Here is a 14,258-nt window from a genome sequence, read left to right on the forward strand (position 1 = left end):
AATGGATAGTCCGGTTCAAATTCCCTTTAAAAGTTTTATTCAACTCAAGGCCGAGGATGCTACGCCAGTTTACCTACAAATTATTTTTGAGTTTATTAAGGCAATTCAACTGGGTTTGCTTCCTGAAGGTACAAAACTTCCGGGTACACGGATATTATGTAAAATCCTTTTGGTGAATAGAAATACGCTGATTAAAGCTTTCCAGGATCTGGAAGCACAGGGTTTTATTGAGATCAGGCCCAATCAGGGTACTTTTATTTTATCAGATCAAAAGCAGTATCAGGGTAAAAGGGAGATTTCAAATGCTGAAAAAAGCAACAAAGCAGCAGGTGGTTTTAGTTTTAAATGCTCGTCCGTACTAGAAAACCCGGTAGAATGGAGTGATTTGCCTTTACAGTTTAATGATGGATTGCCTGATATAAGGCTGATTCATACTGATATCGTGGCAAGGCTATATGTGTCAAAACTGAAACGGCAGAAAGTCCGTGAACCCTGGGCGCAAATACAAACACAGGCTCACCAGCATTTTAAAAAACAGTTTTTCAACTTCTTAAACCTTACACGTGGTCTGCGGATTTCTGAATCCAATCTTCTGACCACCAGCAGCCATGAAGTAAGCCTGTATCTGGTGGCGAAATTACTCCTTTCGGAAGGTGATTATGTAGTAGTGGGTTCACCAGGCTATTATTTATCCAATATGACCTTAACTGACAGTGGCGCAAAGATCATTCCTGTTGCTGTGGATGAAGAGGGACTGCATTTAGCCGCGTTAAAGAAAGTATGTGAAACACAAAAAATCAGAATGGTTTACCTCACCTCCATTTATCATTACCCCAGTACGATTTTGCTGAGTGCCAAAAGACGGATGGAAATGCTGGAATTGGCCCATCAATACGGTTTTGTAATTGTGGAAGATGATTACGACTTTGATTTTCACCTGGATAGTAACCCTGTTTTGCCTTTGGCAGCCATAGATGCAAATGAGCATGTGGTTTACCTGGGGTCGTTTGCCAGATCACTGCCTGCTGGTTTTGGCTATGGTTTTATTACCGCGCCTGCCGCATTTATCAAAGAACTGGAAAAGCACCAGCGGATTCTGGAACCAGGGATAGATGTAATGAAAGAACAGGTTTTAACAAACTGGATTCAGGATGGGGAAGTGCACCGGCTTTCGAAAAAAAATAAACTTATTTATAAAGCACGGCGTGATGCTTTTGTACGCTTGCTGAACGATAAACTGAAGGGAAGAATCCGGTTTAATATTCCCACACGCGGCCTGGCCGTCTGGATAGAATGGCTAGATCATTTTAACCTCATTAAAATGCAGCAAAAATGTGCTGAAAATGGTCTGTTTTTACCCAAAACCATTTTGTACCAAACCAAAAATATGATCGCCACCCGCCTGGGGTTTGGCAGCATGAATCTGAACGAGATGGAAAATGCGGTTGATATTCTGGCCAGATCACTTAAAAGTCTGCTCAATAAACGTAATGATTAGCCTTTCAGGTCAAACATTTTAGCCCCTTTTATGTTATTTCGGTCAGCCATTAACCCATAAATCTTTTTGAGTTTATCAGGTTAATGACAGAGAGTTAAATATCCATTAATTTTACTGGTTCAATCAATAATATTTGATCAACTATGATTCATAAATTAAATGTCGTTTGTGCCACAGCCTGCTAATGAAATTGAGCGCTTAAAAGCGTTGCAATCCTATCATATTCTGGATACATTATCTGAACGCGAGTTTGATGATCTGACAGAACTTTCTTCCATTATTTGTAATTCTCCCATTGCCCTGGTTAGTCTGGTTGATGAGAAAAGGCAATGGTTTAAATCCAGGAAAGGACTGGACGTGACAGAAACCCACAGGGATTATTCTTTCTGCGCACATGCCATTCAGGATCCTTATGAACTAATGGAAATAGAAGATGCCAAAAAAGATGTACGGTTTATGCATAACCCGCTTGTAACAGGTCAGCCTTACATTGCTTTTTATGCTGGTGTACCGCTAATTAATGAAGAGGGTTTCCCAATTGGTTCACTTTGTGTAATTGATTCTGTATCAAGAAAACTCAGCGAATCACAGCGTATGGCTTTAAAAATTCTGGCCAAGCAGGTGATGGATAAGATGGAGTTACGCCGGAAAATGGCTTTGCTTGAAAAATCAGAAAAGCTAAATGCTGCATTGCTTGAGCGCTCTGTTCTGGCCGAACAGCGAAGTCATATGCTCATTCAGCAGGCACCCATTGCCATGGCCTTATTTAAAGGTAATTATTTTCAGGTTGAGGCAATTAATCCGCCTATGCTTGAACTTTTACGTCAGGAAGCCAACATCCTGCACCAACCGATCCTTTCCGCAATCCCTGAGTTTGACAAACAGCCCGCTTACGGGTTATTACAGAAAGTGTACCGCACTGGTGAAACCATTTACGTGAATGAACACGCGATACAACTGATTCGCAAAAATAAGGAAATCACCTGCTATTATAATTTCACTTATTGCCCTTTGATTGAAAGCGGCAGAATTACCGGTGTCATTAATATGGCCATTGATATCACTGAACAGGTAATGGCCAGAAAAAAGGTGGAAGAAGTGAGTCACGATCTTCGTGCATCCTACATCCGCTTAGCACAGAGTGAGCAGAAACAGAGTAGCGCGATTGAACAGGCTAAGCTTGGAACCTATACCATTGATGGCACTTCTGGTAAAATGTGGGCATCCGCCAGGCTGAAGGAAATTTTTGGTTATGGCAATGATGAGGAAATGACTTTTCAGTCTGTAATTGATCAGGTAGGTATCGAATTCCGGCAGCAGGTCATCCGTTCAGCAGAAGCGGTGATTAAAGAGGATCTCGTTTTTGATATGGAATATACCATTATTAAACGCAATGACGGACTGATCCGATGGGTTAAATCAACCGGAAAACATTATAAAACCGAAGAAGAACCTGATGGCCATTTCTCAGGTACCATTCTGGATATCACGGAAGAAAAAGAGGACAATATACGGAAGGATGATTTTATAGGAATGGTAAGTCATGAGCTTAAAACGCCGCTTACCTCATTAAAAGGGTTTGTGCAGCTCCTGCAACTGAAAACACAGCGGATCGATGATATCCTCACTAAAAATATTCTGGATAAGGCAGACAAACAAATCACCAAGATGACCAGAATGATCAATGGTTTTCTGAATGTATCCAGACTGGAATCAGGAAAAATTTACATAGAAAAAGAACTTTTTGATATTAGTGTACTTATCCGTGAAATTGAAGACGATACCATTTTAAATGCTGACGGACATACCGTCATTTTTGATCCGGTGGAAACTGCCTGGGTGAATGCGGATAAAGATAAAATCGGGCAGGTAATTAACAATTTTATCAGCAATGCCATTAAATATTCGCCAATGGGTACAGAAGTACGGATTTCCTGCATTTCCGACAAGCAAGGTTCGGTGATTAGTGTTCGTGATGAAGGAATGGGCATAGAAGCCTCGGATATTCCTCATTTATTTGAGCGTTATTACCGGGTAGAAAAACACAATACCAAATCCATAGCTGGCTTCGGAATTGGTCTTTATCTTTGTGCAGAGATTGTGAAAAGACACAATGGCAAGATATGGGTGGAAAGTGAAATTTTAAAAGGTTCTGTTTTTAATTTTAGCCTTCCTGCTGTCCCGCAACCTATCCTTCAATCAGATGATCTGGATAATTAGTATTTAGTATGACTGATTTAACACATTGATAATCGTGTTTTTACCGCTTATTTTTTAAATAATGAATTACTGCAGACATTTATTTTTGATTCCGAACACTGAATCGATTTATATTTGTTTACAGAATAACAACTAAGATATTTATGATAGCAACAAAAGGATATGCGGCACAAAGTGCCGAAACAGACCTGGCGCCCTGGGATTTTGAACGCCGTGAGGTTGGACCACACGATGTACAGTTTGAAATACTTTTCTGCGGCGTATGCCATTCTGATTTACATCAAATTAAAAACGACTGGTTCCCAGGTATTTTTCCAATGGTTCCGGGTCATGAAATTGTTGGTCGCGTAATTAATGTAGGTGATCATGTTAAAAATTTTAAAGTAGGAGATCTTGCCGGTACGGGCTGCATGGTAGATTCTTGCCAGGTTTGCGAAAACTGTAAACAAGACTTAGAGCAATACTGCCTTGAAGGTAATACGCAGACTTATAACGGCATGGAGCGTGATGGTTCAATGCCAACTTATGGCGGATATTCAAATAACATTGTAGTAAGGGAAGAATTTGTATTACATATTTCTGATAAGCTGAATCTGGCCGCTGTTGCACCATTACTTTGTGCAGGTATCACCACTTACTCACCATTAAGACACTGGAAAGTTGGCAAAGGCCATAAACTTGCTGTTTTAGGTTTAGGCGGTTTAGGCCACATGGCGGTTAAATTTGGTGTGGCTTTTGGAGCGGAAGTAACCGTTTTAAGTACTTCGCCAAAAAAAGAAGAGGATGCTAAAAAGTTAGGCGCACATCACTTTGTGGTGACTACAGACCCGGATCAGGTGGCTGCGGCAAAAGGTAGCTTTGATTTTATTCTGGATACAGTTTCAGCCGAGCACGATTTTAATATGTATTTATCGCTTTTAAGAACGAATGGTACACATATTTGCGTGGGCGTACCACCAAAACCAGCTGAAATTGCAGCATTCAGTTTATTGGGCGGACGTAAAAGCCTTGCCGGTTCAGGAATCGGAGGAATAGCTGAGACCCAGGAAATGCTGGATTTTTGTGCTGAACACAACATTGTTTCAGATATCGAGATCATTGATATGAAAAACATTCATCAAGCTTATGAGCGGATGGAAAAAGGTGACGTGAGATACCGCTTCGTAATTGATATGGCAACCTTATAAGATTGAACAGATCTTTCAATAGGTTATTATTAAAACCAATTCATCTGACAACAACAGTTAATTAGTACAAACAAGGGATGGCCAAATGCTTATCCCTTGTTTGTTTTTAAAGTAACTTACGAAGTTTCTCCTGAATGCAACCCATCAAAACTTCGGAAATCTGAGGTAATTGGAAAAGCTGAACTTTAATTCACCGGAACCTGTAGAAATGATGATGTAAGCCAAGTGCAAAAACTTTATATCTTTTATCGTGTTGTCATTTTTAATTGCGGATACATACATTATTCGCAATAAGGACGTCATATCGATGATAGATATTTCTGTTTTAGATAAGCATCCTTTAACTTTAATCCATAAATAATATAATATGAATACTGAAAAAGCCATTCTGGCTGGCGGTTGCTTTTGGGGGGTAGAAGAACTGATTCGTCATCAGCCTGGTGTAATTTCCACTGTAGTAGGTTATACTGGTGGAGATGTACCAAATGCAACATACCGCAACCATGGCACACATGCTGAAGCCATAGAGATTGTTTTTGATCCGGAGACATTATCATACAGGCGTTTATTGGAATATTTCTTTCAAATTCATGATCCAACAACTAAAAACAGACAAGGAAATGATGTCGGAACATCTTATCGTTCTGCTATCTTCTTTGAAAATGATACTCAGCGGGAAACTGCAATTGAATTGATTGCGGAGATGGAAGCATCAGGAATCTGGCCAGGTAAAATTATTACGGAAGTAGTTCCTGCTGAAGATTTCTGGAATGCAGAGGAAGAACACCAGGATTATCTTCAAAAATACCCTTATGGTTATACTTGTCATTTTGAAAGGCCTGAGTGGAAATTAAGCTAAGTTGATAAGAATTATAAAGATTCATCATCCTTAACGCAGTGGAGGAATCTTTGAACCAGTTAAATTATGTAATTAATAGACCTAAGTTCAAAGATCTCTCCGTTACGCTGCGCTACAATCGAGAGGACGACCTTTGGATAGGGGTCACACTCCAAAATCAATTAAATGATCTACCATTTTATACAGCAATTAAATTTCTATTGATAACCTTTGGCTTGCAGGTTAAAAAGCTCGGCATACCTGCCATTCTTTTCCAGCAATTCTGCATGTGTACCAGATTCGAGAAGTGTGCCCTGGTCTAAAACCAAAATCCGGTCAGCCAGCCGTGCGGTAGAAAAGCGATGCGAAATCAGCACAGCAGATTTTCCCTTTGTTAACTCGGAAAAGCGTTGAAAAACTTCATATTCTGCACGGGCATCCAAAGCAGCAGTAGGCTCATCAAGAATTAATACCTGTGCGTCTTTCATATAAGCCCTTGCTAAAGCTACCTTTTGCCATTCACCACCTGATAATTCTATACCATCATTAAATTTTCTCCCCAGCCATTGTTGGTAAGCCCCCGGGAGTTTGGCGGCCAGTTGATCTGCAAGACTCTCTTCAGCCGCTTTTTTAACCAATTGCTGGTTGTCGATTTCTTTGATATTTCCGACGGCAATGTTTTGATAAAATGTCATTTGGTAACGGATGTAATCCTGAAAAATAATACCGAGATGATGTCTCAGGTCATCCAGATCATAAGATTTTAAATCCTTTCCATCAAGTAAAATGCGGCCTTCAGTTGGATCGTACAGCCGGGCCAGGAGCTTAACCAATGTCGTTTTGCCTGCTCCGTTTTCACCAACCAATGCCAGTTTTTCACCCGGGCGAAGTTCAAAGCTCAGGTTTCTGTTTGCCCAACGTGTGGAATTATGGTATTGAAAACCAACATTTTCAAACACAAAGCCGGTTTGAATGGGATGCGGAAAGGGAATTGCATTTTCAGGCTTGGTAATCTTGGGCTTAATCTCAAAAAAATCTATAAAATCATTTAAATAAATAGCACCCTGTGATACGATGGTAAACCTGGATAACATGGTTTCCATTAAACTGCTTAATTGTCTGAAAGAACCTGCTAAAAAGGTAAGACTACCTACTGTGGATTTCCCGACCACAGTATTGTAAATGATAAAACCATAAGCCGCATAATAACCTAAAGTACCCAGCACGGAAAAGAAAGTACCCCAAGCCGAACGCCTGACGGCTAGTTTGCTGTTATCTGCATAAAACTGATCAGACAGCATTTTAAAACGTCCGATTACAAAATCTGAAAGGCCAAAGATCTTCACTTCTTTCGCTGTTTCATCACTCGCTCCCAGATAACGCAGGTAATCCAGTTCCCTGCGCTCAGGTGTCTGACTTCTGGAAAGGGCATAGTTTTTACTATTAAAATAAGATTCACCTAAAAAAGAAGGAATAATAGAGAGCAGTAGCAATACAATCAACCATGGATTAAAGGCAATGAGTCCGGTGAGGAGAAAGGCTATGGAAATAAAATCCTGAATCTGGCTCATCACTTGTGAGAGCAATACCGTTCTGCCTACGGTTTGTTGCCTGGCACGTTCCAGTTTATCGTAAAATACAGAATCTTCAAACTGATCCAGATCCAGTGTAGCCGCATGTTGCATAATGCGCATTGACGTATAATTCGAGAATAAATCACCCAGTAAACTATCCGTCAGGTTAATCATTCTGTTTAATCCATCAGTAACAATAGCGAGTGCAAATTCTAAAGCCACCAGCTCCCATAATTTATGCAAATCTCCGTTACCGGCATGACTGTTTAATACGACCACCTCATCGATGATGAGTTTGCCCACGTATAATAAAGCAACGGGCATAGCCGATCGCAGTATGCGAAGAATAAAACTGATACTTGTTTTTCCAGGACTGCTTTTCCAAACCAGGTTGAAAAAATCTGGTAAATTTTTGAGTGAAGTAAGCCTGTCTTTGAAGGATATGTTTTCTAATGAAATGGTGTTTCTGTTTTTAGCCATAGGTAGGGAAGCGCTTGCAAAGCTAAGCTTAATACAGCATGAGAGATTCAGTTGCTTGTAAAATCTTTGGATAGTTAAAGTTTGTAACATGCTCTTAAGTCTCAAGTTATAATTATTTTTTTAGCATATAAGGCATTAAAGTCTATTGAATTATATAGATTAATATTTTCTTAGTTGCTTAAAGACCTTCTTTAATTCATATTGATATTTCAGTGTTGACAACTTTCTATGCAGCCTGATCATAATATATACAGCTGAAAGCTAACTTTGTAAAAAAACAGATGATGAAAATTATAAAACTCTTCACCAGCACATTCATGTTTCTTGTATTAATGAATGTTGCCAAAGCACAAACTACCACTGCCGATTTATTGAAGGAATGGGAGCGTGCTAAAACTTACACTTCGGAATATTTAAATGCCATGCCAGAAACAGGTTATGCGTTAAAACCTACACCAGAAATGAGGTCATTTGCTGAGCAGATGTTACACCTGGCAGCAGATAACTATGTTTTTGCTGCTGCTGCTGCCGGTGAGAAAAGTCCGGAAGGTAAAGATCAGCTGGAGAAAACCACTGAGAAAACAAAGTCTGCAGTGACTAAGGATGTGTTAGAAAGTTACGATTATATGATCGCCACCATTAAAAAGATGACTCCGGCTCAACTAAACGAAAAGGTAAAACTTTTTGGGCGTTTTGATATGAATCGCGAGCAGGCCTTAGGTAAAGGATTTGAACACCAAACCCATCACCGCGGACAAACCACTGTTTATTTGCGTTTGGCTAAAACTACCCCTCCACAAGAAAAATTATTTTAACTTAAAAAAGCCATTAACCCTTTATTAAGCGTTAATGGCTTTTTTAAAATGTTGAATCTTTTTTGGTTAATCATTTAGGCGCGTTATCAATCCTGAACCGGATTAACCTTTTGCACCTTTTTCTGGTAAGACCAGTAAAAAACAATCGGATAAACAAAAAGGTTGAAAAGCGTATTGGTGATTAATCCACCAATTACCACAATAGCTAAGGGCTTTGAAGCTTCAGATCCAATTCCGGTAGAGAGTGCTGCGGGCATTAACCCAATAGCAGCCATTAGTGCTGTCATTAATACAGGCCTGAATCGGCTGGCAATTCCATCACGCATGGCATCGGTAAAAGTCCAGCTTTGATGGTGTTTTAAGTCCGCCAGGTTTGATTTGAATTTGGTAATCAGGATCACTCCATTCTGAACACAGATACCAAACAGGGCAATAAAACCAATCCCGGCAGAAATATTGAAGTTAACCCCGGCGACCAATAAGGCCAGTATACCGCCAATCATGGCAAAGGGTACATTGTTTAACACCAATAGGGCATCGCGAATGTTGCCGAAAAGTACAAACAAGATAAAAAATATCAGCAATAAACTAACCGGAACTGCTTGTGACAGGCGGGAAATAGCCCGTTGCTGATTTTCGAAGTCGCCCGCCCATTCCAGTTTATATTCTTTTGGCAGCTTAATCTCAGCATTTACTTTTTGCTGTGCCTCAGCAATTACACTTCCCATATCCCGTCCACGAATCGAGAATTTGATGGCGCCATAACGTTTATGTTTATCGCGGTAAATCATACTGGGGCCGGTAATCTTCCTAATGCTTGAGATCTCGGCCAGCTGAACATTTGATCCGGAAAGGGTAGGGATGCGCAGTTTGCCAATGGAACTTTCATCATTTCTAAAATCTTCAGGATAGCGGATAATGAGATCAAATTTTCGCTCTCCCTCGTAAATTTGCGTGGCAGCCTTCCCACCAATAGCCATTTCAATTACGGCATTGGCATCAGCGGTACTAACACCATAAAGCGCCATTTTTTTCTGATCAAGGTTAATCTGTAACTCCGGCTGACCCAAGTTTCGCAATATGCCAAGGTCTTCGATTCCATCTACAGTTTTCAGAATTTTTTCAATTTTCTCTTCCTCTTTTTCCATAAAATCGAAATTTTCGCCAAATAGCTTCACCACGATGGAGCCCTTTACACCGGAAACGGCCTCTTCTACATTATCTGATATCGGTTGAGAAAAGTTCAGGCTAATGCCCGGAAAGCCTTTTAGTTTTTCCTGCATCCGTTCAATCAGCTGTTCCTTACTTTGTTTTCGCTTCCATTCTTTCTTCGGATAAATATCCACGTGAAATTCCATGTTATAAAAACCTGTGGCATCTGTACCATCATTCGGGCGACCAGTTTGCGACATCACCTGTTTCACTTCTTCAAAACTTAAAAAGATCTTTCTCATCTCATTGGAAAGCTTTTTGGTTTCATCTAAAGAAATACTCAATGGCCCCGTTGCCCTTACATAGATAGAACCTTCATCCAGGCTGGGTAAAAACTCTGTTCCCAGAAATTTAAAACTGAAAATCCCCAGAACCAGTACCAAAATGGAAATGGAAAACACCAGTTTTTTCTTACTGAAACATTTGTCGTAAAATTTAAGCGTTACTTTAGTAATCCATTCTAAAAACACATTGTGTTTTTCTTTAACGTTCTTTTTAAGCAATACACTCGCCATTGCAGGCACCAGTGTAAAGGTTAAAATGAGGGCGCCAAGAAGGGCAAAACTTAGTGTCCAGGCGAGTGGAGAAAACATTTTGCCTTCTACTTTTTCAAAAGTAAAAATAGGTAATAGCCCGGTGATGATGATGAGTTTGGCAAATAAGATCCCTTTTCCATTTTCAAGGCTGGCTTTTTTAATGAAGCCCAGTTTGCTCATTTTATTAAAGCGCTCTATCCCCAGTTTTTTGGCTTTCATATCCAGCGTTACAAAAATCCCTTCTACCATCACCACTGCGCCGTCAATAATAATCCCGAAGTCAATCGCCCCCATAGATAGTAAATTTGCAGGCATTCCTTTCAGCTTCAGGCAGATAAAGGCAAACAGTAGTGCCAGTGGAATAATGATGGAAACAATGAGGGTGGTGCGCCAATCGGCCATGAATAAAAATACAATCAGGGTAACAAATAAAATTCCTTCCAGCATGTTGCCCATCACTGTATGCACGGAATAATTAACCAAATCTTCCCGATCATAAAAAGCCTTAATCTTCACATCATCAGGTAAAACACTGTTGTTAATTACCTCAATCTTCTCTTTCAGGCGGGCAATTACTTCGCTTGGGTTTTCACCTTTTCGCATCACAACAATGCCCTCTACCACATCCGGATCGCTGTCTCGTCCCACCTGTCCTAATCTGGGTAAGGCCGATTCTGCTACTTCGGCAATGGTTTTAACATAAATTGGTGTTCCGTTGATATTATCCACCACCACATTCCTGATTTCATCAATGTTATTGAGCACACCTATTCCACGAACCACATAAGCCTGGCCGCTTTGTACAATCACATCACCACCTACATTAATGTTGCTTTTAGAAACGGCTTCAAAAAGTTCGGTTGCCGTTACCCCATACTGAATGGATTTTTGCGGATCAACCGTAATCTGATAGGTTTTCACTTCTCCGCCAAAACTCACTACATCCGCAATGCCAGAAACAGCCAATAGCTCCCGCTGAATTACCCAATCCTGCAGAGTTTTAAGTTCGCGGACAGATTTGGTATCACTACTTAAGGTATAACGAAAAATCTCACCTGTTGGTCCGTAGGGCGGTTGTACTTCGGGCTGAATGCCTTCCGGAAGATCCGCTTCATCCAAATGGTTATTTACCTGTACCCGGGCTTCGGCATAGTCCACATCATCTTCAAAACTTACTTTAACAATAGAAAGTCCAAACAGGGATGATGAACGGATGCTCGTCCGCTTTTCGGTAGGATTCATCGCTATTTCCAGCGGGCGACTCACAAATTTCTCTACTTCTTCAGCACTTCGTCCGGGCCACTGCGTAATAATGGTAATGTTGGTATTGGTTACATCAGGAAAGGCATCAATAGTGGTGTTTTTAAAACTTAAATAACCTGCCAGGATGAGGATAAAGGTGGCAAAGAAAATAAAATATTTGTTCTTCAGCGCAAAGCCGATGATGCTTTTGATAAATCTATTCATAGGAGAAAAATCTGTTGGGTGAAACGGAGGTTACTGGGTTTTAAGGTTTTCAAAAAGAAAAACCTGTTTAGAAGCAATTACGCGGTCGCCAGCGGTTAAGCCTTTACTAATGTATACCCGGTCGGCCGTTTTTCTTCCGATTTCAATTTCCTGAATGCGTACCTTATTCTCGTTATTTAATACCAGCACATAATTTTTATTGTTGTCGAAAACAATCGCCCTCGCATTTATTGCCGGAAGATCAATACCAGCATGTGCAGATACTTTAACCGTACCCAGCATACCTGGTTTTAATAAAGCCTGGGTATTGGCAATCACTACACGGGCGTTCATCACTTTACTTTCCTGGTCAATCAGGTTGTATATTTTATCAATTTTACCTTTAAATACCTGTTCGGGGTAGGATAGGGTAGAGAGACTAACCTCGTCTCCTGCTTTGATGCGTGAAATATTAGACTCATAAATATTAATCATGGCCCACACATTAGAAAGATCGGCAATGGTGAACAGGCTTTTGTCGTTATCGCTACGCAGCTGCATGTTATTGGTCACATTTTTTTCAATCACAAAACCACTAATGGGAGATTTAATGGCATATGAACCGGTGTTGCTGCCGCCATTAAGCTTTAAAACGGCATTAGCTCTTTTCAGTTCTGCCTGCTTAATGAGGAAATCATTTTTAGCTTCTTCCAGTTCCTTAGCAGATGATAGGCCACTTTCATATAATTGTTCAGCTTGTTTTAAGGCACGATTGGCATTTTGAACTTCGGCCCTGGCGGCTATTACTTCTTTATCAAATCCCGCCATTTCTGAACTGGTTACCGTAGCTAAAGTTTGCCCGGTATTCACCTGATCGCCCAGGCGCACGTTTACCCGGTTTACCAATCCGCTTACCATAGGAAAAAGTTCCGATTTGCGGTCTTCATTAGCCGTTATCCTGGCAGAAAAAATAAGATCTGCTTTACTGTTGGCCTGTTGCACCGTATCAATTAATAACCTGTTCAGTAATGAATCTGTAATGGCAAATTTTTCGGGGGGAGCTTCTGTTTGATGGCTGCCACACCCAAAGCCTAAACCAATTGAAGAAAGTAAAAATACCTTCATTGTATTTTTGTAAATGTAATGCATCATGTTATTTAAATAGGTTGGTACCGGTTACATAATTTAATTCTGCTCTTGAGCTTAGCCTTTGTAGCTGAACCTGATTGATCTGCAATACATTTTCTTTGTAGGATTGGTAGAGATCCAGGAATTCCATCAAACTGATGTTTCTTTCTCTGAAATTTTTAATCAGGCCAGAGATCAGTTTGGAAAAACCGGTGTTAAAGTCAGGATCGATTGCTTCAAAAAGTTTTTCATTTCGAAGTGCAGTCTGGTAGCTGTTAAAAAGCTCGTTACTCAGCAAAAGTTCATATTTGTTAACCTCGGTCGTTGCTGCATCAATGCCAATTTTGGCTTTTTTAATTTCTCCCTGATTTCTGTTAAATAGCGGAATGGGAATTTTTAAACCTATACCAGTATATTTCTCCGGGTAATTTCCTTTCAAATCGTAGCTTAATGAAATTTCAACATCAGGTATAGCCATTGCTTTCTGAAGTTTTAAGCTGAGTTCATTATAGTCTAAGGCTGCTTTGGATCGTTTTAAATCGCTTCTGTTATTTCTGGCCGAATCTAATAACGTGAGGTAAGGGATCTGGTTTAGGGGAAGGTCGGGTTCAGCTGACGCTAGGGCTAAAGATAAATTTGCATTTGGCGCTAAACCACAGAGCATACGAAGGTCGCGGTATTGATCTTCCAGCTCATTCAGGAGATTGGTTTGTTCTGCCTGGAGTCCGATCAGTAAAGATTTAATTCTAATCACATCCTTCAACGCTACATTCCCAGCTTTTAATTGCGTTTCATATGCCTTAATAAGCATTTGTGTGGATTTGATCTGTTCATCAAAAACGTTGACTGATTGCGCAGTGAAATATGCTTTGTAGAAAGTATTCTGCAGCTCAAATTTTAGCGTTCGTTGTACATCGAAATATTCCATTTCTGCCATCCTTACGCCGGATTGTGCCAGTTTAATGTTTTTATTTCTTTTACCCGCCAGTTTAATCAGCTGTGAAACGGAGCCTGCAAATTGACCATAGGCATAGGAAGTTTGCAAAAATTTACCCGTTTCATGGTTGTACAATAAATTTTCGTATTCCAGTTCCGGATTATCAAAAAGCCTGGCGGTGATGATTTCTGCTTTAGCCTGATCAATCTGATAATTGGCCGCCAGTAAATCGAAGTTTTGTTTTAGAAAAAGTGCTTCTGCCTGGGGCAGGTTTAATTTTAAAGTATCGGTTTGAGCATGGGTAATTGTGGTGAAAATGCCCAGCAATAAAAAAATCAGGGTACCTGTCCTTATCATGCCGCAAATCTATCCCAGCCGAATTAAACA

General features: G+C 40.3%; 9 protein-coding genes. 5 read left to right on the forward strand and 4 right to left on the reverse strand.

Features of this window, described 5'->3' with window-relative positions:
- Window position 1 precedes the first annotated feature (1 nt).
- From OQ267_RS09670 to msrA, 4 genes are all read left to right on the forward strand, one after another.
- On the forward strand, window positions 2-1,498 hold the full coding sequence (locus OQ267_RS09670) for a PLP-dependent aminotransferase family protein (RefSeq protein WP_265835717.1): 1,497 nt from the start codon (window positions 2-4) through the stop codon (window positions 1,496-1,498).
- 159 nt (window positions 1,499-1,657) lie between these two features.
- Window positions 1,658-3,718 carry an ATP-binding protein gene (locus tag OQ267_RS09675; protein ID WP_088302348.1) on the forward strand — a complete coding sequence of 687 codons (2,061 nt, stop codon included), beginning with the start codon at window positions 1,658-1,660 and terminating at the stop codon, window positions 3,716-3,718.
- A gap of 143 nt (window positions 3,719-3,861) precedes the next feature.
- Complete coding sequence (locus OQ267_RS09680) at window positions 3,862-4,905, forward strand: NAD(P)-dependent alcohol dehydrogenase (RefSeq protein WP_265818407.1); 1,044 nt, start codon at window positions 3,862-3,864, stop codon at window positions 4,903-4,905.
- A 367-nt stretch (window positions 4,906-5,272) separates the two neighbouring features.
- Window positions 5,273-5,764 (forward strand): peptide-methionine (S)-S-oxide reductase MsrA, encoded by a 492-nt coding sequence (gene msrA / locus OQ267_RS09685; RefSeq protein WP_265835718.1) that lies wholly within the window; start codon window positions 5,273-5,275, stop codon window positions 5,762-5,764.
- Between the two features lie 197 nt (window positions 5,765-5,961).
- Here msrA and OQ267_RS09690 read toward each other — a convergent pair whose 3' ends face one another.
- The gene (locus OQ267_RS09690; protein WP_265835719.1) at window positions 5,962-7,797 is read right to left on the reverse strand and encodes an ABC transporter ATP-binding protein; all 1,836 of its coding nucleotides are present in this window, start codon (window positions 7,795-7,797) and stop codon (window positions 5,962-5,964) included.
- 281 nt (window positions 7,798-8,078) lie between these two features.
- On the opposite strand from OQ267_RS09690, the gene OQ267_RS09695 reads away from it, so the two are divergent.
- Window positions 8,079-8,612, forward strand: a complete 534-nt coding sequence (locus OQ267_RS09695) for a DinB family protein (RefSeq protein ID WP_265835720.1) — start codon at window positions 8,079-8,081, stop codon at window positions 8,610-8,612.
- 86 nt (window positions 8,613-8,698) lie between these two features.
- On the opposite strand, the gene OQ267_RS09700 is transcribed toward OQ267_RS09695, so the two are convergent.
- Genes OQ267_RS09700 through OQ267_RS09710 form a run of 3 tightly spaced genes read right to left on the reverse strand, consistent with a single transcriptional unit; the run spans window position 8,699 to window position 14,228 of the window.
- Window positions 8,699-11,827, reverse strand: a complete 3,129-nt coding sequence (locus OQ267_RS09700) for an efflux RND transporter permease subunit (protein WP_265835721.1) — start codon at window positions 11,825-11,827, stop codon at window positions 8,699-8,701.
- A gap of 30 nt (window positions 11,828-11,857) precedes the next feature.
- Window positions 11,858-12,931 carry an efflux RND transporter periplasmic adaptor subunit gene (locus tag OQ267_RS09705; protein WP_265835722.1) on the reverse strand — a complete coding sequence of 358 codons (1,074 nt, stop codon included), beginning with the start codon at window positions 12,929-12,931 and terminating at the stop codon, window positions 11,858-11,860.
- A gap of 28 nt (window positions 12,932-12,959) precedes the next feature.
- Window positions 12,960-14,228, reverse strand: coding sequence for a TolC family protein (locus OQ267_RS09710; protein ID WP_265835723.1), 1,269 nt, complete (start codon window positions 14,226-14,228; stop codon window positions 12,960-12,962).
- Window positions 14,229-14,258: the final 30 nt, after the last annotated feature.

The organism is Pedobacter sp. MR22-3, assembly GCF_026240075.1.
GTDB lineage: Bacteria > Bacteroidota > Bacteroidia > Sphingobacteriales > Sphingobacteriaceae > Pedobacter.